Genomic DNA, 21744 nt, shown 5'->3' with positions numbered 1-21744 from the left:
ATGAAAGGAAGCTATCATTCCATTCATGAGCCGTATTTTTTTGTTTTATTTTTCTTAAAGGGTTATTTTGTTTGGCGTACACGTTCTTTATAAAAGTAGCGCAAAGTTAGAAATACGACTAGCAATACTAGCACCCATAGGAAGAATAAAGCGATTTGTGACCCTAAAATTGTTCCGGAAATATAATCGGGACTTACTTTTTGAGCAAGGTCGATCATTGTCGCAACTAAAGCTGTTGCGACAGCGCCAGAAAATTGTTGCAGTGTGTTGAAGACGGCATTTCCATCGGCGGCCAAATGTTGGTCAATTTTACTTAACCCCATAGTCATCATATTGCTATACGAACAACCGATTCCGATCATATAAAAGACATGGGCAGCAATAAACGCCCACAAAAACGTCAGGTGCAATAGCAAGGCCAACGCTAACCAGCCAAAAGTAATCAATACAAGACCAATCATAATCGGTTTTTTAGGTCCGATGCTATCCAACATACGGCCTGAAAGAGGAGCTAGAACAGCACCTACAATCGCACCAGGCAACATAACCAATCCAGCAGTGAATGCGTCCTGACCAAGGACTATTTGAACAAAGTTTGGCAAGACAAATGAGATTCCAAGTAAAAGAAACTGACAGACAAGAAATCCGAATAAGAATAATCGGAAAGAACGATTTTTGAATACAGATAAGCGAATCAAAGGCTCAGATTGCAAGGAACGTTTATAGAAAAGAGCTGCACCTAAAATACCAAGTGCTAATGGAAATATGCTCGTAAGAGAACCAATTTGGTTTAAGAAAAGCAAAAAGCCACTAAACATAAAAGTGATACCCAAAACACTCCACAAATCCAGACGACCAGTTTTTTCAATTGCAATTTTAGGTATTGAATAAAGACCTAAAACCAATGAGACCAATAAGACGGGTATTAAGAAGAGGAAAATGTAGTTCCAATTCAAGAGAGAAGTCAATAAACCTCCGTAAGTAGGACCAATCGCCGGTGCAATTGAAGTAGTTAAATTTCCGATTCCAATCATAGTTCCTCTTTTTTCCAAAGGAGAGTACGTAAGGATGATATGAAACATCAACGGTAAAGCAATTCCTGTACTTGCCCCTTGAAGTAAACGACCAAGTAATAGGATAGCAAAGGAAGGGGAGAGGAAATCAATCAGTAATCCTGCTAAAAACAACCCGTTAGCAGCCAAAAATAATGTTCGAATTTGAAATTGTTTCAACAGAAAAGTAGAAATTGGTACGATGATCGATATCACCAGCAAATAGATTGTTGTAACCCATTGCACATTTGAAGTAGAAAGATTGAATTGATTAATCAAAGTCGGAAATGTTACATTCATAGCTGTTTCGATCAATACCCCAGCAAATGACATAATACCGGTTGCTATAATAGCGCCTAACAATTTTATTTTTTTCTCCATATTATCACCTCTAAAAAAATTCATAAAAAAAGAGCCAGTTTCTAAATAAATAGAAACCGCCTCTCTCTCGACAAGCATTACTGCTTGTTATCTGTACGATTTAATCTAAAAGCTATTGTACTGACTTCTTTTTGAAGAGTCAATAGAAATGTTTGAAAAATAAAACTGAATTTTATTTGAAACTTTTCAAAAAAATCCTTACACCAAAATTTTTATTTTGTTAGAATAATCAAGTATGTAAAAAAGAAAGGAAGTTTTAAATGCCGATTAACAAAAAAGAAAGTTTGATCTATACGACATTTATGTGTTTTTTTATGGTGTACTTCATGAGTGTCTACAATTTAATGTATGAGGTGGGAATTACTGCAATAGCTTTTCAATTGGCTTGGAATGAACTGCCATTTGCTATATGTATTGCGTTTATTTTAGATTGGTTTATTGTCTCAGGTCCTGCGAAAGCATTTGCTTTCCGTTTTATTGAAAAAGATACCCCAGCTTGGAAAAAGATTGGTCTAATCTCATCAATGATGATTGCTGGCATGGTTTTCTTTATGTCACTTTTTGGTGCTGTAATGCATCCGAATGTAAATCAAGGACTATTAATGACATGGTTATCTAATATTGGTAAGAATGTAGTTGTTGCTTTACCGTTACAATTATTGATTGCCGGACCAATTGTACGACGATTATTTAGAAAATTATTTCCCATAGGTACGGTACAAGAAATTCAATAGAATTTATACAAAGGGCCACTTCTGAGGTTGAACTCAGAAGTGGCTTTTTATCTAAATATATTTGTTAAATAACAAACAAAAAACACCATAGGATGGTATGGCGTTTCTTGTTTACCCTATAAAATAGGATACAGGATGTACTTACATAATAGTATGCATAGGAAGAAAAGTATAGTTCAACAATTTCATTGCTCGGTGAAATCATTGCTTTGAACATATTTTAATCTGTAAAAAAATTGAAAAGTTGGTACCAAGGACGGTCAGATACGATGTATGCTTCAGGAGAAAACCCTGATGATGCATACCCTAAAAAACAAATGAATAGCCCTAGAAAAATGAATGCCCCGCCTATCATTAGCAGCAAACGTTTATTTATTTTGATCATCTTACCACCTGCTTTTGAAAGTTTTTGTATAACGCTTTAGGCAAATGAATAAACTGTTGCGTCCAACCTAAGATGGGTTTACTAAGCATATAAGTAAAAATCATACATACTAACCCTATTCCGAACATCGTGACGCCTAGACCTAGCTGGGTGATAGAAAAGTGAAGACCTTGAGATAGTAGTAAAGGGCTTAAAACAACACTTGCAATGCCGCCAATCAGTGAAGTTATGCCAATAACACTTGTACTGAATGGAAGGCACCAAATAACTATCAAACCACTAAGCATCAACAATAGAACGGTTAACAGTAAGCTTCCCCACAGAGGAAATCCTAGAAAAATTATCACTAATAAGAATGGATGAAAACGCCGAGGAACTTTTACGACAATTTCTTCGGCACCTAATGCACTTTGAGCAATACTTTGAGGAGTCCCTAATCTGGCTACAGCTTCAACTTCAGAGAGTCCCTCTTCCATCAAATCTTGGATCATTTCATCATAATAATCAATAAGATGATGAATCTCACTTGGTTTGGTCTTATAGGCTAATTCAGCTGCTAAACTTTTAATAAATGTTATGCGATCCATGTCAGTTGTCTCCTTTAATATAATGATGAATTTTTTCTAAATGAGGCCAATCAATAGTCAAAAATTCATGGATACTATTTTGACCATGAGCAGTGATTTGATAATATTTTCTCAGCCGGCCATTATGTTCTTTTGAATAAGTCGAAACTTTTTTATTTGCCTCTGAGCGTTTCAAGATAGGGTATAAAGTTGATTCAGAGATTGGCAATAGAGGAGCAATATTTTTAACGATTTCATATCCATAAGAGTCTCCTCTTTGTAAAAAAGCTAACACACAGAATTCGATAATCCCTTTTTTCAGTTGACTATCCAATGACTACACCACCTTATACATAATACTATATAAAACATAGTATAGTTTTGCAAGTCGATTTTTGGAAATCAGTCTCAAGACGTAGTAACTTCCAGGTTGCGCCTATTTTTTTTGCTTCCAGTCATTTTTCCTTACTTAAAATTCATCGTACGGTGAAAATATTGATTATTTTATATTAGATTCTTTTGGTAAAGTATTACTAATAAAAAGTTGTTAGGATTTTAGACAAACGTATAGTTGTTGTGTTAGGTAATTGCTGTTGGAAAAGTTGCTTGATAAAAGACACACGATACTCAGTCCAGCTACGAAAGAAGTTAGTAAGAGAGTGTGTGTTTATCAGGAAAGGAGTTAATAATGAGAAAACAAACAATCACAAAGAAATATTTAATCAATAGGTTACGCAGTCATTTAGAAGAATATTTGTATACTCCCATCACTGTTAGAAAAATTGCGAAATATGCAAAGATTTCTACACAACCGATCTATTTGCAATTTTCGAATATGCAAAATTATAAACAGGCAATGATTGATGATGTTTTGGCAGAGATTCACGAGCTTTCTTTGAAAAAGGAGATAGAGGATGATCCATTGTATACGTTTTGGCTTAACTATTATTTGTTTGCCAGCCAAAATAGGAACTTATTTTTTGCGTTATTTTTGAATGATATAGGGTGTGGTTCCTATTTAAGAGATCAATCATTGTCATTGTTTATAGAGACAATGGCTGAATCCGAAGTATATCAAAAAGCAAATTGCGAAGACATTGAAAAATTGCATAATGAAAGTTTGATTTTCTTTTCTGGTCTCGTTCTTACTTATGTACGGGGAGAGAATATGCAAGCAATAGAAGAATTTTTACAAGATATTAAAGACTATTTTTATCGTACACTGATTGATTCTATGTATATTTATCGAGAAATATTACCACAATCAGTCATCGAAGCTGGTTTTTAAAATAACGATAAACTGTTTTTTAATTTTTTTCATTACTTGATAGGCTTCTTGCTTTATAAAAATTCTTGGCTCATTCATTTTCTTGTAAACGAATAGTATGGGTTTATTGTTGGCAATTTTCAAGAAATATGAGAAGGTAGAATTAGCAAAAAGTAAGGTGTTTTATGACTAAAAAGAAACAAGTGATGGAGGAATCTTGATGGGTCAAACAGATAATTATTCAGATAAAAAAGCTCAAATCGATCAGCGAATCTGTTTTTTGGAAGAGCATACTTACCAAGGAAACGACCTTGGCGTAACCTTTCAAGAGCATGCGATAACCTTTAAATGCTGGACGCCAGAGGCTGATGCAGTTTCAGTCATTATTTATCAAAGCGGAGAGGTTAAAGACAAGGATCGTGTGATGACAGTTCCAATGAAGCAAGAAAATAATTGTTGGAAGGTCACAGTTACGGATGAAGTCAAAGAAATGTTCTATACGTTTGAAATCCAGCGAGGACAAGAGAAGGTTGAAGTGGTTGATCTTTATGCGAAAGCTGTCGGTCTCAATGGGGATCGTGGGGCTATCGTTGATTTAAAAGAAACGGATCCTGAGGGATGGTCGCAGACAGAATGTGTTGGCCAAGATACGATTACAGACGCTTACATTTGGGAATTACATGTGGAAGATTTCAGTAGTTCTAAAACTAGCGGCATCTCAGAAAAAAATCGTGGAAAATATCTAGCGTTTACTGAAAAGAATACGCATCTTGAAGGAGATGAAAGGCAGCCAACAGGGCTCGCCTATTTGAAAGAGCAGGGGATTAACTATGTTCATCTGTTGCCAATCTTTGATTTTGATAATGACGAGCTGTCTACAGCCTACAACTGGGGATATGATCCTAAGAATTATAACGTTCCGGAAGGAAAGTATTCTTCAGACCCGAAGGATCCCAAAGCCCGCATTCGGGAATGCAAACAAATGATTCAGTCTCTCCATGAGGAATCTATTGGTGTAGTAATGGACGTCGTTTTTAATCATACTGCAGTCACAGAATCTTCTTGGTTTAATAAGACTGTGCCAAACTATTACTACCGTCAGGATGAAGAAGGAAATTTCGCTGATGGCTCTGCCTGTGGCAACGAAATTGCCTCAGAACGTAAAATGATGCGCAAGTTTATTATTGATTCAATCCTTTATTGGGCTAAGGAGTACAAAATTGATGGATTTCGTTTTGATTTGATGGGACTGATCGATGTGGAGACGATGAATCAACTGCGTGTAAGCCTGGATTCGGAAGGTTTCTCTCATGTTATTCTATACGGAGAACCATGGGATGCCGGCAGCAATCGTATCATCCAGCCAAACATCCCAGCGAATAAAAGTAATGTCTGGGCACTGTCAGAAGGCGTTGCGGTTTTTAGCAATGATTTAAGAGACAGTATCAAAGGTGATGTCTTTGAAGAAACAGACGGAGCTTTTATTCAAGGAATGAATGGTCAACCGCAAGTCAAGCAAACCTTTTATGCGGCAAATTTGGCAACGGCGATTCAAGGAAATACGAAAGTTGCTGAACAAGAAGGCGCCGAGCGCTGGGCAAAATCTCCCCGCCAAGTGATCGCCTATGCTTCAGTCCATGATAATTTGACCTTATGGGACAAACTGGTGGCAACCATGCAGGCTTCAGCGAAGGAAAGAAATTATGATTTTGATCCTGAGCTTTTAGCCCGCAACAAACTAGCAGCAGCCATTTTGTTTACTAGCCAAGGAGCAGTATTGACCCAAGCAGGCGAAGAGTTTGGCCGTACCAAACAAGGAGACGAAAATTCTTTCCGTTCACCGATAGAAATTAATCAGCTAGACTGGAAACGCGCACAAACTTTTAATGAGTTGCGGTCATTTTATCAAGGTATGTGGCAGATCCGTAAATTCTATCCTCCATTGAGAGATGCCACGATTCGAACAGCTGAAAGTATTCAGTTTATTGAGAGTAACAATGAAAATTTCCTTGCATATATTATTCCGAATAATGGTTACAATGATACATGGCAATCATTAGCTGTTTTGGTGAACAGCAGCAATAAAGACATTTTGGTAAATAGGGAAGAATTCAAGCAAGAGAAATGGTGGATCGTTGCAGATAATTTTGGAGCAGGTATAGAGCCACGTGGAGAGATCGTGAAGGAAATCAACATCGCTGCCAAAAGTCTTTTACTTTTAGCTAAATAGTTATTTTATTTTTAAAATTTTTAAATTAAGAAGAAAGTTAAATTGTATTAAAATCCATATTTAATGGATTTTAATACAACCATTACGAATGTTTATAAAGTGATAGGAATAATTTTCTGTTATGAGAGAAGTACAGGTGGACCATAACATGAACAGTTTAAAAGAAACCGATTTTATGATGACAATCTGACTGCTTAATGCTATAGTAAAAACAGAAAAACCCAAGTTGGATTGTTACTGACTCGATCAGGCAAAACCTAAATGAGAAAACGCTCTTTGTAGCGGCTCTTATTTAGGTTTTTTATTTTTTTCGGGTATTTCTTAGAATGTTAAGCAGCAAAGTTATTGTTTCAGTTACTTGCAAACATATGACTTTGTTAAAATAAATTAGGCAAAGGAGAACGAGCAAATGGCAAAATTTCCAGAAAATTTCTTATGGGGCGGCGCGACCGCAGCGAATCAATTAGAAGGGGCGTTCGATCGCGATGGCAAAGGCTTGTCAGTGGCGGATGCAATGCCTGGTGGCAAACAGCGTTTAGCGATTTTAGGCAGTGATACGTTTGATTGGACGATCGATGAGGACAAATACACCTATCCAAATCATCGCGGGATCGACCATTATGACCGTTTCAAAGAAGACATTGCGTTGTTTGCGGAAATGGGCTTCAAGAGCTATCGTTTTTCAATCGCTTGGACACGTATTTTTCCAAAAGGTGATGAAACGACACCGAACGAAGCTGGGTTAGCATTTTACGATGCGTTGATTGATGAATGTTTGAAATACGGGATCGAGCCAGTGGTTACGATCTCCCACTATGAAATGCCCTTGCATTTAGCCAAAGAATACGGTGGCTGGAAAAATCGAGCATTGATCGATTTCTATGAGCGTTTTGCAAAAGTCGTTTTGGAACGTTTCCATAGTAAAGTCAGATACTGGATGACTTTCAATGAAATCAATTCAGCTTTCCATTTCTCCGCATTGAGCCAAGGAATGGTCAACAGTACGGGTGCTAGCGACTTTACAAACGTGATCCAAGCGTGGCACAACCAATTTGTTGCCAGCAGTAAAGCAGTAAAAATTGGGCATGAATTGAATCCTGAGTTACAAATTGGTTGCATGATCATTTATGCAACGACCTATAGCATTGATGCAAACCCAGTCAACCAAGTAGCAACAATGACCCATAACCAAGCCTTCAACTACTACTGTGCCGACGTGCAAGTACGTGGGAAATATCCAGCATTTACTGATCGCTTGTATAAAGAGCATGGGGTCAAGAAGGAAGATCTTGATATTACCGAAGAAGATTTAGTATTGATTGCTAAGTATACCGTCGATTATATTGGATTTAGCTATTACATGTCTTCTGCAGTGGATATCACAACAGAAGAAGCTGATGAAGTACAAGGTAACTTGTTGGGTGGTGTCCGCAATCCATTCTTGGAAGCAAGTGAATGGGGCTGGCAAATCGATCCAGAAGGACTGCGCATTGCGTTGAATGAATTGTATGATCGGTACCAGAAACCATTATTTATCGTGGAAAATGGTTTAGGAGCTATCGATACTATTAGTGAAGATGGCAAAATCGAAGACGATTACCGCATTGATTACTTACGTCGTCATATCGAAGCAATGGGTGAAGCGATTGAAGATGGTGTTGACCTGATGGGATATACACCATGGGGATGTATTGACCTCGTTAGCGCGTCAACCGGAGAAATGAGCAAACGCTATGGCTTTATCTACGTGGACTTTGATGATGAAGGCAATGGCACAATGGATCGATCAAAGAAAAAATCCTTCGATTGGTATAAACAAGTGATTGCTTCAAATGGAGAAGATTTAGCGTAAGATTAATACTCGTTTTTTTATAGCCGCACAACACGGATTATCGTTGTGCGGTTATTTTGCTGAAAAAATAGATTGTCTGAATAGAGTAAAAAATCTAAAAATAATAGATAACACATCATAAAAATTTTAATCAGAAAAACTTTAATAATTGCACTTGGTAAGCGGAATAAAACTAAATTTTCTAAGAATGGCTGACTCTTTCTTTCCAACTAAAAGGGGACCAACATATTTTTGATGATATGGAAAATTTTGCAAATTTAGAAGGGCGTTGTGGTTTTCTTCTGAAATGTTTCACGTGAAGCATTTTTACAGAAGATAGTTACATCAAATGCAATATTTTCGAAAATAGCGACTCTATTTTGTGAAGCGGATGAGTTTCTCTTAGAACGTTTGGATTAATAAAAATTATTTCGAGCCGATTAAAGAAGTAAGAGAACGGAGTAGGAAAAATTGTTTCCCCTCATCTATTCGAATAATTGGTCTTTACCATATGATGGTGATAAGATTAAAACATAGAAATGTAGAGCATTTTGTTTGTGAAAACGTTTCAATTTTAAAGAATGGAGAGTAAGCGATTAAAAAATAAAAATAGTAGGCAAGTTACTTCTTTTTTACTTAAGAGAGGAGTATATTCGTATTTGGAATTTTTCTTTATTTAGAATGATTTTAATGTATTTTTTTAGAAATAGGGGGATGTAAAATGGATATTGTAACATTAGCACGAATCCAGTTCGCGATGACGACGATTTTTCACTTTTTCTTTGTACCATTTTCGATCGGAACTGGTGTCGTTGTTGCAATCATGGAGACACTTTATGTGATCAAAAAAGATGAAAAATATCGCCGAATGACAAAGTTCTGGGGAAATATTTTTCTATTAAGTTTTGTGGTAGGAGTGGTAACTGGGATCATTCAAGAATTTCAATTTGGAATGAACTGGTCTGATTATTCTCGTTTTGTTGGGGATATTTTTGGTGCTCCTTTGGCGTTAGAAGCATTGCTAGCCTTCTTTTTGGAATCAACTTTCTTAGGGTTGTGGATTTTCACATGGGATAAAGTCAGCCCTAAACTGCATATGACGTTCTTTTGGTTAGTTACTATTGGCTCGATGCTCTCTGCTTTCTGGATTTTAGCTGCCAATAGTTTTATGCAACATCCAGTTGGATACACATTGAACAATGGTCGTGCTGAGATGACTGACTTCGGAGCCCTGTTAGCTAACCCACAAGTCTGGTATGAGTTCCTTCATGTTATTACTGCAGCAATTGCCATGGGAGGAATTCTGATTGCAGGAATGTCAGCTTTCCAATTGTTGAAAAAAGACAAGAAAGTTGACCGTGATTTTTTCAAAAAATCAATGCGGATCGGTTTTGCAGTAGCTTTGTTTGGTTCAATTACGGTGTTGATCGCAGGTGACGAACAAATGAAGTATTTGGTTGAAGAACAACCAATGAAATTTGCAGCAATGGAAGGTACGTATGAAGATACCGGAGATCCTGCGGCATGGACTGTAGTTGCATGGGCAAATGAACGAGAACACAAACGGGTTTTTGGTGTTGAGATTCCTTATATGTTGAGTATCCTTGCATTTAACGAACCATCTGGTTCGATTGACGGAATGAACACAGTGAATCAAGATTTGATCGAACGTTACGGAGATCGGAACTATTTTCCTCCGGTCAACACATTGTTTTGGAGCTTCCGGATCATGGCAGGTTTCGGTGCATTGATGTTGTTGGTTTCTTCATTGGGGTTATTCTTTACGCGTAAGAAGAAGCCTTCGCTATTTGAGAAACGTTGGATGCTTTGGGTAGTGGCTATAACATTATTTACCCCATTCATTGCAAATACAGCAGGGTGGCTGATTACGGAATTGGGTCGCTATCCATGGACAGTCTATGGTTTATTTACGATTGAAGATAGTGTTTCGCCAAATGTATCGGCAACTTCGCTTGTTGTCTCAAATATTGTTTACTTTGTTCTTTTCTCTGGTTTGGCATTAACAATGGTTTATTTGATTCGGCGAGAGTTAGGACATGGTCCTGAAAACAACCAGATGGAAGGAACGCTGCACGAAGCAGAAGAAGATCCATTTGATAAGGAGGCGTTTGAAGGATGACCGGATTGCAACTAATGTGGTATGTATTGATTGGCATTTTGTTTGCCGGCTTCTTCTTTTTAGAAGGATTTGACTTTGGTGTGGGGATGTCTGTCCAGACATTGACCCATAATGAACAGGAAAAAGATCAGATCGTGCATACGATCGGACCAGTGTGGGACGGGAATGAAGTTTGGTTGATTACCGCAGGTGGCGCGATGTTTGCTTCTTTCCCTTACTGGTATGCCTCTTTGTTCAGTGGTTATTATTTGATTTTGTTATTGATACTAGTCGGATTGATTATACGCGGTGTCTCCTTTGAGTTTCGGGCAAAAATGCCTGAAGACCGTAAAAATATGTGGAATTGGACATTAACCATTGGCAGTACATTGGTGCCTTTTATGTTCGGACTCTTGTTTACAAGTATGGTCCAAGGCATGCCAATTGATGCAGAGGGAAATATGTCTGCGCACTTCGGTGACTACGTCAATCTCTTCTCTGTAGTTGGCGGGATTGCCTTAACTTTGCTTTGCTACTTACATGGATTGAATTATATTGCACTAAAAACTACTGGTCCGATCCGTGACCGTGCCCGAAATTATGCGAGTGCCTTTTATGGTGTGCTATATTTTGGTTTGGTGGCGTTTGCCGCGCTACTTTATTTCAAAACAGATTTCTTTGAAAAACATTTTGCTTCGACGCTTCTTTTGCTGATTGTGATTGTGGCTTTGACGCTGATAGCGAATATCTCTGTATTTAAAGGGAAAGAAATGGTGGCATTTATTGCTAGTGGTTTGACCATGGTGGCGCTAGTCGGATTGTTGTTCTCTGGTTTGTTCCCACGAGTATTGATCAGCTCAATCGACCCTAGTTATGATTTGTTGATTGCAGAAGCTTCCTCTAGTCACTACACATTGAAGATCATGAGTTATTTATCACTGACAATCTTGCCGTTTGTTTTGGCTTATACAGCATGGACCTACTATATTTTCCGTAAACGAATTAGTCATACTGAGCTGACGGAGGGTTATTAATGATCGACAAACAAATCATAGAGCTTCCCGGAATGAAACGGTTAATGGGATTGCTTGCAGGACTTTCTTTCCTGCAAGCTCTCTTCATCATTGGACAAGCCTATGGTCTTGCTAGTGGGATCACTGGATTATGGGAAGGACAATCGTTAGAAGAGCAGTGGGGCTGGATTCTACTGTTCTTTTGTTCGTTTTTAGGTCGCCAGGCCATTGTTTATTTTCGGACAAAGAAATTAGACAGCTATAGTTACCAGCAAGCTACTGAATTACGTAATCAACTGCTAGAAAAGATTTTTCGTGTAGGACCACAAATCGTTCAGCAACAAGGTACCGGAAACATTACAACGATGGTATTGGAAGGCATTAGTCAGGTAGAAAACTATTTACAACTTATTTTGGCAAAAATTATGAACATGTCGATCATTCCTTGGGTGATTTTGGCTTTAGTATTTTACTTGGATTGGATCTCAGGTCTGGTTTTATTGCTGGTTTTTCCACTGATCATTATTTTTATGATCATCCTAGGCTATGCCGCCCAAAGTAAAGCTGAAAAACAATACCGCACATTTCAATTATTGTCCAACCACTTTATTGATTCATTACGTGGAATCGACACCTTGAAACTTTTTGGGATCAGCAAAAAATATGGAAAAAGTATCTTCGCTTCTAGCGAACGTTTTCGTAAAGCAACGATGGGGTCGTTGAGAGTCGGAATTCTTTCCACTTTTGCATTGGATTTTTTCACAACATTGTCCATCGCTGTGGTTGCGGTTTTACTGGGGCTGCGTTTGATCAATGAAGAAATCTTGTTATTTCCAGCACTAACGATTTTGATTTTATCTCCGGAGTATTTTTTACCAATTCGCGATTTTTCAAGTGATTACCATGCGACTTTAGATGGGAAAAATGCAATGACCGCTGTATCTACGATTTTATCTGAGCCAGAAGCAGCCATTGATCCAGTAAGTTTACCTCAATGGCAAGCTGATTCGCAACTATCGATTCATTCGTTATCTTTTGATTATGGAGAAAAGTCTGTTTTGAAAGATATTGCATTGGAGGTCCAAGGATTTCAAAAAATTGGGATCATTGGGATGAGTGGCTCTGGAAAATCAACGCTGATCAATAACTTAAGCGGCTTTTTGATTCCGAAAGAAGGCGAAATTACTTTTGATGGCCAAAAAATGACTGCATTAAGACAGTCGGATTGGCAGCAGCAACTAGTTTATATTCCCCAAAACCCCTATATCTATCGGATGACTTTGCGAGAAAATGTGGCTTTCTATCAGCCAAATGCTACTGAAGAACAAGTGTGGCAAGCAATCGAAGTTGCAGGTTTAACGAAATTAGTTCAAGAATTGCCGCAAGGAATCGATACAATGCTAGGTGAAGGAGAACGCCATCTAAGCGGTGGACAGGCGCAACGAATTGCGTTGGCTCGTGCTTTCTTAGACCAGCATCGAAAAATTTTATTATTTGATGAGCCAACTGCCCATTTAGATATTGAAACAGAAGTAGAATTGAAAGAACGGATGCTTCCGTTGATGGAGAACCATCTAGTCTTCTTTGCGACACATCGCTTGCACTGGATGGAAGAGATGGATCAAATCCTAGTAATGGATCAAGGCAGAATTGTTGAGCGGGGGACATTGGCAGAACTGCAAGCAAAGAATGGCGCTTTCGTTGCGTTAGTCAATGGGATGAGGAGGGAACAACTTGAATAAAATCGGTCTCTGGCGTTCGCTAAAAACAGATACCTGGGTCAAACCCTTTCTTTCAAAGTACAAAAAGGTTCTTGCAGCAGCGCTGTTTTTAGGATTTATGACATTCTTTTGCGGAGGCGCGTTAATGTTTAATTCTGGCTATCTGATTAGCCGCTCTGCCTCAATTCCAGAGAATATTTTGTTAGTATACATTCCAATCGTTCTGACCCGAGCATTCGGGATCGGCCGACCAGTTTTTCGTTATGTTGAACGACTGACAAGTCATAATTGGGTGTTGCGAATGACATCGAACCTACGCCTAAAACTATACAATGTTGTCGAAAAAGATGCCGTTTTCTTTAAGCAGACCCATCGAACTGGCGATATTTTAGGATTATTAGCAGAAGATATCAACCATATCCAAAACTTATATCTGCGAACGATTTTCCCTACGGTGATTGCTTGGTTATTGTATACTTTTCTGATTATCGGATTAGGGTACTTTTCGTTAGGATTTGCATTGGTAATGTTGCTGTTGTTGGGAATAAATGTGTTTGTGCTGCCGCTCTGGTCCGTTGTGATCAATGGCGCTCGTCAAGAAAAGCAAAAACAAATGAAGAATCAATTATATACAACATTGACTGATAATGTGCTAGGAGTTTCTGACTGGGTATTTTCACAGCGAGGAGCAGAATACGTCGATGAACACAAGCAATTGGCGGCAAATCTACGAAGCGTTGATGAGAAAATCAATCGTTTTGATCGAAAAAGAGATTTCCTTTTACAAGTGATCTTCGGGGTGATTACGGTTGCGTTGATTGTCTGGACAAGTCAGCGATTTCCTGGCGAGCACGGTGGCTTAGCTAATTGGATAGCAGCATTTGTCCTTTGTGTCTTTCCTTTGGTAGATGCTTTCACACCATTACCTTCAGCGGCACAAGAAACCAATATATACAAAGATTCGATTGATCGTTTTAATGCATTACCAGAAAAAGAGGAACAAAAACGGACAGCATCAGCTATAAGTGCACCGTTCAATTTAGAAGTGAATCAGGTTAGTTTCCATTATCCATCTGAAAAAGAGGTACTAAAGAATCTTAGCTTAACGATTCCTGCGCATCAAAAACTGGCAATATTGGGACGTAGCGGTTCTGGGAAAAGTACCTTTGCTTCTTTGCTCAGGGGAGATTTATTGCCGACCCAAGGTAGTATTACCTTAAATGGTGAGCCGGTAGCAAGTTTTGGTGAAGATATTAGCGAATGGATTGGAGTCATCAACCAGAGTCCTTATTTGTTCCATACAACGATTTTAAATAATTTGCGGATTGGTAATGAAGAAGCGTCAGAAGAAGAAGTTTGGGACGTACTGAAACGAGTAGGCTTATCAGAGATGGTGACAGCTCTGCCAGAAGGTTTGCGAACCATGGTTGATGAAGCAGGGTTACGTTTTTCCGGCGGTGAACGCCATCGGTTGGCATTAGCGCGAATTCTTTTGAAGAAAACACCGATTATTTTATTAGACGAGCCAACTGTTGGGCTAGATCCAATCACTGAGCAAGCTGTTTTGGAAACTTTTTTCAATGAGTTGGAAGACAAGACGATTATTTGGATCACCCACCACCTGCAAGGAATCTCACTGATGGATCAGGTCATTTTTATTGAGGATGGAGAATTAACGATGAGCGGTACGCCTGCTGAGTTAGCTGTCGAAAACCAACACTTTCAACAGTTATTAGCTATTGATCAAGGGCGACTGTAATCAAACTGGGACCTTTGCCAAGACAACAAAAAAATCGGCTAGTGATCGACATGAATGTCGGCTTAGTTTTTGAGGAGCATTCGCTCCTCAAAACACTTCACTGTTTACCCGATTGGTTCGTTTATTTTCAGAATAGCTTTCAGTTGCGGAGGATAGAATAAAGAATGATCAATAATTTCGTTGCAAAAGCAGTTGCGTTAGCTCGCGAATTTTTTCTTTGCTAGGGGTGTTCGGCAGCAGTTCGATGTCGGCTAGTGCTTTTTCGGTATAAGAAACAGCAAAATCGGTGGCTTTTTCGACGCCATGATAACGGCGCACTAATTCAGCAACCTCTGTGGCCTCCTCGGTGGTCAACTCGCTTTTTTTGGACAGATAGCTCTCAAATGCGGCAGGATTTTGTTCTTTAGCAAAGAGCAGAGGTAATGTATAGACACCTTGTGCCAAGTCTTCAAGAACGGGTTTTTTCAACGTTCCAGAATCTGCTGTATAGTCCAAAATATCATCAAAAACTTGAAAAGCGATGCCGATGTTTCGTCCGATCTCACCAGCCCGTTCTTGGTTTTCTAAGTCGAGACCGCCAAAATGAGCACCTTCGATGCAGGCCAGCCAGAATAATTCGGCAGTTTTACCATTGATGCTTTGTAAGTAATCAGCAATTGATTCATCTATATTGTAGCGTGTGTGCATTTGATCTAATTCTCCCAGCAAAAGGCGTTTCATTGCTTGGGCATTTGTAGCCAAAAAATGAGAGCCATTCATGCTCTCGATCAATAACTCAAAGAATTGGGTGAAGAGCAGGTCACCTGTGTAAACAGCGATATCTTTGCCATATTTTGCTTGGACAGTGATGCGTCCGCGACGCAACGGCGAATCATCAATGATGTCATCGTGAATCAAGGTTGCCATATGTAAGATTTCTAATGAAGCAGCAATTTTGGTTAATTGATCATTTCTTTCATCAATGGGTTCGCCTAGATCAGCGAATAAGAAAAATAATGCTGGACGCAGCATTTTTCCTCCAGAATAAGTAAAATCAACTAATACATCTTGTATTTCTTTGTTACGAACAGTTACGCGTTCTTCAATGATCGAACAGACAGTTTTTAGTCTTTGCTCGATCGAAGGATAATCGATCCAAAAATTCAACATATTAAAACCCTTTCTACCAGTCATTCAGCCCTTATTCTAACTTAAAGGGAGTCTATTGACTAGTTAAGTGCATTTATCAAAAGGAGATGAGTATTTGACACTCCCAGTATTTCTGGAGCTTGTGGAATTTAAAGCGAAAACAGCCAGTGTCCTCCCATTTTTTATCGGAATTTGTTACAGCTGGTATAACTACGGCTCAATTCATTTAGGTTATGTGGTGTTATACTTTATTGCTATGCTGATCTTCAACATGGCAGTAGATATTTTAGATAATTATAACGATTACCATCACGCAACAGAAGTTCATGATTACAAAGAAAAAACAAATATTATCGGACGCGAGCAGCTCTCGCTTCCATTCGTTTTTCGCTTAATGATCGGTATGATCGTCGTTTCGGCGGTGATGGGTATCGTATTGGCCTATTTCGTCGGTTGGCCCTTGTTTTGGATGGGACTTTATTGTTACTTGATTGGTATCTTTTACTCATCAGGTCCGCGGCCTTTATCGAGTTTACCGCTAGGTGAGTTTTTTTCAGGATTTACGATGGGCTTCATGATTTCGTTGATTTGTGTATATTTGAATACTTATGAAACCTTTCAATGGAATAGCGCGACCTTGGGTGGAATATTTCTAATCGCACTACCCAATACACTGTGGATCGCTAACTTGATGCTGGCCAACAACATTTGTGATTTGGAGGAAGATGAAAACAACAATCGTTATACATTGGTGCATTATTTAGGAAAGAGTCAAGGATTACGGCTATTTGTTCTTTTGAACATTATTGCATTTGTAGCGATCTTGACAGCAGTGGTTCTGCATTTAGCACCATGGACGATGTTGTTGACGTTTCTCGTCTTACCATTTGTCTGGAAACAGACAAAACTATTTATGCATAAACAAATCAAACGCGAAACCTTTGTCTGCGCTGTAAAGATCCTTGCGGTCGGAGCATGTGCGCAGGTCATTAGTTTTGCGATCGGTTTGATTTTATAATTTTTTGAAGGAAGAAAGGAAGTAATAGGAAATGAAGGAAGTTGTCATTTTAGGAGCAGGCTACGCAGGGTTGCGAGCATTGCATGTATTACAAGGATCAAAAGGTGATTTTCATATTACATTAGTAGATAAGAATGACTACCATTATGAAGCGACAGATTTGCATGAAGTGGCTGCTGGAACGCAGCCAAGAGAGCGAATTAGTTACGATATCGCTGATGTGGTACGACCACAAAAAACAACTTTCCTACAAAATGAAGTTGCAACGATTGACCGTCAAAGTCAACGGATCATGTTTACGGATCAAACATCTCTTTCCTATGATTATTTGATCGTAGCATTAGGATTTGAATCTGAGTCATTTGGGATCCCAGGTGTTAATGAAAACGCATTGGAAATGGTAGATGTTGATTCAGCAGAAACTATTTATCATCATTTATTGAAACAAATGAAAGAATACAAAAAAACACAAGATCCAGATTTATTGAAAATCGTCGTATGTGGGGCGGGATTCACTGGAGTAGAACTCTTAGGTTCTTTAGTGGAAAATCGGAAGGAATTTGCTGAGATCGCAGGTGTCCAATCAGAAGAAATCAAACTCTTTTGTGTAGAAGCAGTTACGCGATTATTACCGATGTTTGATGAAAATCTGTCTGCCTATGGAATCAATAACTTGGTAAAATGGGGTGTTGAATTTCTAACAGGAAAACCAATCAAAGAAATCAAGCCTGGAGTAGTTGTTTATCAAACGGATGCTGAAACGGGTGCTACAGAAGAATTGTCTGCTAAAACGATCATTTGGACAACAGGTGTCAGTGGAAGCCATGTCATGGCAGATTCAAATTATGCGGCTCGCCGTGGACGTGTGATGGTCAACCAAGATTTAAGTGATCCAGAGCACAGTAATGTTTTTGTAGTAGGGGATGTTTCAGCTGTGATGGATCCTGCAACAAATCGCCCTTATCCAACGACAGCACAGATTGCTTTGAAAATGGGGTATCAAGCTGCCAAAAACTGTCTACACTTGATTAAAGGTGAAAAAACGGAAGACTTTCATTTTGAATCTTTAGGATCTGTAGCCTCTATTGGGAACACGCATGCCTTTGGTTTGGTGGGTAAAATGCCTGTAAAAGGTTATCCAGCATCATTTGTCAAAAAAGCCATCATGGACCGCTCCCTGTTCCTAACTGGTGGGGTTAAAGAAGTGTTAGCAAAAGGCCGCTTTGATTTTTATCATTGAGTCGTGCGCTATTTTTTCAACTTAACATTAACAGAAGCAAGAAGAGAACATGTACCGATGGAGATAGTTTAATTATAAGTAAAATAGACAGAGATGCCGATTCATGTTGGGTGTTTCTGTCTATTTACTACTATTTCAGTTTTTAACACCATAGGGCGTAAGGCCTTTATTGAATCTCTAGATAAATGATCAGGTTTTGAAGAGAAAACAGGGTAAGAAAAAACCCCCTTTTGTACCTTTATTAAAAAAATGTTAAAATAAAGAGACTATGTTTGTTGGGAGGCATGAAATGACGATTCGTAAAGAAAGACGCCGTTTAGAAAAACGATTGAAGCGTTCATTATTAGCAAAAAAAGGGTTGACGATGGCTACAACTGTGGTAGCCGGTTCAACGATTGCACCAAATTTGGTTTTAGCTGCAGAAACAGCGACTTCAGATGATGCAAAAAACCAAGCAGAGATCACAGAAAATCAAGTATCTGGAGGAAATAGCTCCACTGATTCAACTGGAGACAGCATTCAAAGCAGTGCTGACGAGACGATTTCGACAGAGGAAACGGCAACGCCACAGGAAACTATCACGGAAGATACAGCGGTCGTTGAGACGCCAATTGTTGCTGCACCTGCGTTAGCAAGAACCTCGATCTTCTCAGCACGTGCTGATACGAGTGGATTTATTGCGAAAGCAAGTGGTTATGCAACAGAAGTAGCTGCCGCTAATGATCTCTATGCATCAGTGATGATTGCACAAGCTATCCTAGAATCCGGCTGGGGTACTTCGACTTTGACGACCCAAGCGAACAATATGTTTGGAATCAAAGGAAGTTATAATGGGCAGTATGTCGAAATGGCAACATTGGAAGATAATGGTTCGGGCAATTATTATCAAATTATAGCGAAGTTCCGCAAATATCCATCTTTAAGAGAATCTTTCCAAGATAATGCGTATGTCTTACGAAATACCAGTTTTGCTGCCGGTAGCTATTATTACAGCGGTGCTTGGAAGAGCAATACGAGATCATATACAGAAGCAACGGCATGGCTGCAAGGACGCTATGCGACTGATACTTCCTATGCCAGCAAATTGAACAATCTTATTGCAACGTATAACTTAACTCAATACGATAGCGGCAGTTCCGCTGGGAACGGTGACATGAATAATGTTGAGACCCCTGTAGGAGAAAACGCGATTCAAAAGCAAATGAAAACGACTGCATCTATGAATATCCGTTCAGATGCGTCTACTACAGCAGCAGTTACCGGCTCACTTACTGCGAATACAACCTTTACGGCAGTTGCGGTCAAAACAGGAACGAGCGTCAATGGCAATACAAATTGGTATAAAGTTTCTGGCAAAGGCTGGGTCAGTGGTGCGTATTTAACAGAAGTAAATTCTGGTTCAACATCAGGCAATGCAAATGATAATACTGTCAATACTGGAATCAACCAAAAGATGAAGACGACTGCGACATTGAATATTCGTTCTACAGCATCGACGAGTGGCAGCATCGTTGGCTCATTGAGTCAAGGCAGCACTGTGACAGCAACGGCAGTCAAAACAGGAACGAGCGTCAATGGTAATACGAAATGGTACTATGTTTCTGGCAAAGGCTGGGTCAGCGGCGCGTATTTAACAGAAGTAAATTCTGGTTCAACATCAGGCAATACAAATGATAATACTGCCAATACTGGAATCAACCAAAAGATGAAGACGACTGCGACATTGAATATTCGTTCTACAGCATCGACAAATGGCAGCATCGTTGGCTCATTGAGCCAAGGCAGCACCGTAACAGTAACAGCCGTCAAAAATGGTACTAGTGTCAATGGCAATACGAAATGGTACTATGTTTCTGGCAAAGGCTGGGTCAGCGGCGCGTATTTAACGAGTGACTCTAGCTCATCGTCGAATACATCGAATACAGGTGATTCGATCAATCAAAAGATGAAAACGACCGCGACATTGAATATTCGTTCTACAGCATCGACAAGTGGCAGCATCGTTGGTTCATTGAGCCAAGGCAGTACCGTGACAGCAACAGCCGTCAAAAATGGTACTAGTGTTAATGGGAATAACAAATGGTACTATGTTTCTGGCAAAGGCTGGGTCAGTGGTGCCTATCTTACGAAGACCGCGACAAATGCTTCTTCAAGTAATAGTTCTGCCAATAATAGTTCTTCGACTAAATATCATACCGTTAAATCTGGGGACAGTCTGTGGTCTCTTGCGCAAAAGTATGGTAGTAGTATTGACCAAATCACTTCATGGAATCGCTTGTCCAATAATATCATTTATGTTGGTCAAAAATTGATCGTGAAATAGTGAGACACCTGATTTCATGCAACTCAAAAGAAAATCAATCAGCATTACCCGATACACATTCGTGATATCGGGTAATGCTTTTTTGCTGGTTTGTTCGTAATAAAAATCGCTGAAGATAGATTTATTTTTGAATGGTCTTTTAGAATCATTCTGTTTACCTCTGTCAAAGAATCCAAGCAGATTTTGGTTCCGTCCCCCCTATGGAGTTTCCTATTTTTTAGGTAAAATAGAAAACAAAGAAAGGAGTGGAGAGTATGAAGACGATTGTTTATAGTGGGATGATGAACGGATTGACGATTGATCGCTCACGACGAGATAGTATCTACAATATGGTGAAGCATTGGCATTCTGAATGCGAAATCCAATATTTTATAGAAGGGAACCGCTATTTTTTGATTGGAGAAAAAACCTATAAAATCCAACCTGGTACATTGGTTATGATTCACCCCGACTGTGTCCACAATACATTCTCAGGAAAGTATATTTATCATGATCGTGTACTCGTTCTCTATGAAGCCAGCAAATTTCCAAGAATCGCTCAATCCATGGGAATAGATCTGGAGACCTTTTTTTTAAAACATCATGGTATCATTCAGATTCCGCCAGCGGATCGCTCTTACGTACAAACGCTCTTAGCGAAAATCGCAGATGAAGTGATCCACAAAGAATACAATTACCAGGTAATGGTCGAAACAAAATTAATCGAACTTTTTATTTTTATTCAGCGGATCAAGAACTTCAGGGGGCTTTCTGATGAACCGGCAGAAAGTTTGGGAAAACAAAGCGAGCTAGTTAATCAAATTGCAGCCTTTATTCGTCGGAACTATGCATCGATTCATTGGTTCTGTTGCAAAGTTTTAAATAAAGAATAAAATCCCTTACGGTATCTATGATTTAAGTTGGGATTCCCAATAATACCTTGATTTCAGTACAGACCGAAAACCCGAAGAGAGTGCCTTCTTTTCGGGTTTTCTTAT

Annotated in this window: 17 protein-coding genes and 1 pseudogene; 12 read left to right on the top strand and 6 right to left on the bottom strand. The window is 39.0% G+C overall.

The window, feature by feature from the left end:
• Positions 1–62 precede the first annotated feature (62 nt).
• A complete protein-coding gene (locus AB5Z52_RS08810) occupies positions 63–1433 on the bottom strand; it encodes an MFS transporter (protein ID WP_029487350.1) in 1371 nt (456 codons plus the stop codon).
• Between the two features lie 260 nt (positions 1434–1693).
• Between AB5Z52_RS08810 and AB5Z52_RS08805 the strand changes: the two genes are divergently transcribed.
• The gene (locus AB5Z52_RS08805; protein ID WP_005473035.1) at positions 1694–2167 is read left to right on the top strand and encodes a DUF2798 domain-containing protein; all 474 of its coding nucleotides are present in this window, start codon (positions 1694–1696) and stop codon (positions 2165–2167) included.
• A gap of 220 nt (positions 2168–2387) precedes the next feature.
• Here AB5Z52_RS08805 and AB5Z52_RS08800 read toward each other — a convergent pair whose 3' ends face one another.
• The 3 genes from AB5Z52_RS08800 to AB5Z52_RS08790 are packed head-to-tail and all read right to left on the bottom strand — an operon-like array spanning position 2388 to position 3452.
• A complete protein-coding gene (locus tag AB5Z52_RS08800; RefSeq protein ID WP_005473033.1) occupies positions 2388–2552 on the bottom strand; it encodes a hypothetical protein in 165 nt (54 codons plus the stop codon).
• Positions 2549–3139 (bottom strand): DUF1700 domain-containing protein, encoded by a 591-nt coding sequence (locus tag AB5Z52_RS08795; RefSeq protein ID WP_005473031.1) that lies wholly within the window; start codon positions 3137–3139, stop codon positions 2549–2551. The genes AB5Z52_RS08800 and AB5Z52_RS08795 overlap by 4 nt, the downstream gene beginning before the upstream one ends.
• A 1-nt stretch (position 3140) precedes the next feature.
• A complete protein-coding gene (locus tag AB5Z52_RS08790; protein ID WP_288551752.1) occupies positions 3141–3452 on the bottom strand; it encodes a PadR family transcriptional regulator in 312 nt (103 codons plus the stop codon).
• 354 nt (positions 3453–3806) lie between these two features.
• Between AB5Z52_RS08790 and AB5Z52_RS08785 the strand changes: the two genes are divergently transcribed.
• From AB5Z52_RS08785 to cydC, 7 genes are all read left to right on the top strand, one after another.
• The gene (locus AB5Z52_RS08785; protein ID WP_288551753.1) at positions 3807–4406 is read left to right on the top strand and encodes a TetR/AcrR family transcriptional regulator; all 600 of its coding nucleotides are present in this window, start codon (positions 3807–3809) and stop codon (positions 4404–4406) included.
• A 199-nt stretch (positions 4407–4605) separates the two neighbouring features.
• Positions 4606–6615: a type I pullulanase gene (gene pulA / locus AB5Z52_RS08780; RefSeq protein WP_029487348.1), complete on the top strand. Its 2010-nt coding sequence runs from the start codon at positions 4606–4608 to the stop codon at positions 6613–6615.
• Between the two features lie 409 nt (positions 6616–7024).
• On the top strand, positions 7025–8467 hold the full coding sequence (locus AB5Z52_RS08775; protein WP_005473025.1) for a glycoside hydrolase family 1 protein: 1443 nt from the start codon (positions 7025–7027) through the stop codon (positions 8465–8467).
• 700 nt (positions 8468–9167) lie between these two features.
• Positions 9168–10586: a cytochrome ubiquinol oxidase subunit I gene (locus AB5Z52_RS08770; RefSeq protein ID WP_288551754.1), complete on the top strand. Its 1419-nt coding sequence runs from the start codon at positions 9168–9170 to the stop codon at positions 10584–10586.
• Positions 10583–11599 (top strand): cytochrome d ubiquinol oxidase subunit II, encoded by a 1017-nt coding sequence (gene cydB / locus AB5Z52_RS08765; RefSeq protein ID WP_003129001.1) that lies wholly within the window; start codon positions 10583–10585, stop codon positions 11597–11599. Before AB5Z52_RS08770 ends, cydB begins: the two co-directional genes overlap by 4 nt.
• Entirely contained in the window at positions 11599–13320 is a 1722-nt protein-coding gene (cydD, locus tag AB5Z52_RS08760) for a thiol reductant ABC exporter subunit CydD (protein WP_005473021.1), read from the top strand. The genes cydB and cydD overlap by 1 nt, the downstream gene beginning before the upstream one ends.
• Complete coding sequence (gene cydC / locus AB5Z52_RS08755) at positions 13313–15058, top strand: thiol reductant ABC exporter subunit CydC (RefSeq protein WP_288551755.1); 1746 nt, start codon at positions 13313–13315, stop codon at positions 15056–15058. The genes cydD and cydC overlap by 8 nt, the downstream gene beginning before the upstream one ends.
• Positions 15059–15226: 168 nt before the next feature.
• Here the strand turns inward: cydC and AB5Z52_RS08750 are convergent, their stop codons facing one another.
• Positions 15227–16207 carry a polyprenyl synthetase family protein gene (locus AB5Z52_RS08750; RefSeq protein ID WP_003129005.1) on the bottom strand — a complete coding sequence of 327 codons (981 nt, stop codon included), beginning with the start codon at positions 16205–16207 and terminating at the stop codon, positions 15227–15229.
• Between the two features lie 94 nt (positions 16208–16301).
• On the opposite strand from AB5Z52_RS08750, the gene AB5Z52_RS08745 reads away from it, so the two are divergent.
• From AB5Z52_RS08745 to AB5Z52_RS08730, 4 genes are all read left to right on the top strand, one after another.
• Entirely contained in the window at positions 16302–17204 is a 903-nt protein-coding gene (locus AB5Z52_RS08745) for a prenyltransferase (RefSeq protein WP_003129007.1), read from the top strand.
• A 31-nt stretch (positions 17205–17235) separates the two neighbouring features.
• On the top strand, positions 17236–18444 hold the full coding sequence (locus tag AB5Z52_RS08740) for an NAD(P)/FAD-dependent oxidoreductase (protein WP_003129009.1): 1209 nt from the start codon (positions 17236–17238) through the stop codon (positions 18442–18444).
• Positions 18445–18733: 289 nt separating this feature from the next.
• Positions 18734–20767 (top strand): SH3 domain-containing protein, encoded by a 2034-nt coding sequence (locus tag AB5Z52_RS08735; RefSeq protein ID WP_137264682.1) that lies wholly within the window; start codon positions 18734–18736, stop codon positions 20765–20767.
• 254 nt (positions 20768–21021) lie between these two features.
• The gene (locus AB5Z52_RS08730) at positions 21022–21639 is read left to right on the top strand and encodes an AraC family ligand binding domain-containing protein (RefSeq protein WP_368243707.1); all 618 of its coding nucleotides are present in this window, start codon (positions 21022–21024) and stop codon (positions 21637–21639) included.
• Between the two features lie 22 nt (positions 21640–21661).
• On the opposite strand, the pseudogene AB5Z52_RS08725 reads toward AB5Z52_RS08730, so the two are convergent.
• A pseudogene (locus tag AB5Z52_RS08725) lies at positions 21662–21744 on the bottom strand (IS6 family transposase); the annotation flags it as partial.

This window comes from Enterococcus sp. RTP21361st1_A6_RTP21361_211029 (genome assembly GCF_040910045.1).
In the GTDB taxonomy this organism is placed as follows: domain Bacteria; phylum Bacillota; class Bacilli; order Lactobacillales; family Enterococcaceae; genus Enterococcus_D; species Enterococcus_D gallinarum.
Note: the sequence above shows the minus strand (reverse complement) of the source record. Positions and strands in the feature narration are given on the sequence as shown.

Coding starts and splice junctions, on each gene's coding strand:
- AB5Z52_RS08810 (WP_029487350.1), bottom strand. CDS start 1,433: ATGGAGAAAAAAATAAAATTGTTAGGCGCTATTATAGCAACCGGTATT.
- AB5Z52_RS08805 (WP_005473035.1), top strand. CDS start 1,694: ATGCCGATTAACAAAAAAGAAAGTTTGATCTATACGACATTTATGTGT.
- AB5Z52_RS08800 (WP_005473033.1), bottom strand. CDS start 2,552: ATGATCAAAATAAATAAACGTTTGCTGCTAATGATAGGCGGGGCATTC.
- AB5Z52_RS08795 (WP_005473031.1), bottom strand. CDS start 3,139: ATGGATCGCATAACATTTATTAAAAGTTTAGCAGCTGAATTAGCCTAT.
- AB5Z52_RS08785 (WP_288551753.1), top strand. CDS start 3,807: ATGAGAAAACAAACAATCACAAAGAAATATTTAATCAATAGGTTACGC.
- pulA (WP_029487348.1), top strand. CDS start 4,606: ATGGGTCAAACAGATAATTATTCAGATAAAAAAGCTCAAATCGATCAG.
- AB5Z52_RS08775 (WP_005473025.1), top strand. CDS start 7,025: ATGGCAAAATTTCCAGAAAATTTCTTATGGGGCGGCGCGACCGCAGCG.
- AB5Z52_RS08770 (WP_288551754.1), top strand. CDS start 9,168: ATGGATATTGTAACATTAGCACGAATCCAGTTCGCGATGACGACGATT.
- cydB (WP_003129001.1), top strand. CDS start 10,583: ATGACCGGATTGCAACTAATGTGGTATGTATTGATTGGCATTTTGTTT.
- cydD (WP_005473021.1), top strand. CDS start 11,599: ATGATCGACAAACAAATCATAGAGCTTCCCGGAATGAAACGGTTAATG.
- AB5Z52_RS08750 (WP_003129005.1), bottom strand. CDS start 16,207: ATGTTGAATTTTTGGATCGATTATCCTTCGATCGAGCAAAGACTAAAA.
- AB5Z52_RS08740 (WP_003129009.1), top strand. CDS start 17,236: ATGAAGGAAGTTGTCATTTTAGGAGCAGGCTACGCAGGGTTGCGAGCA.
- AB5Z52_RS08735 (WP_137264682.1), top strand. CDS start 18,734: ATGACGATTCGTAAAGAAAGACGCCGTTTAGAAAAACGATTGAAGCGT.
- AB5Z52_RS08730 (WP_368243707.1), top strand. CDS start 21,022: ATGAAGACGATTGTTTATAGTGGGATGATGAACGGATTGACGATTGAT.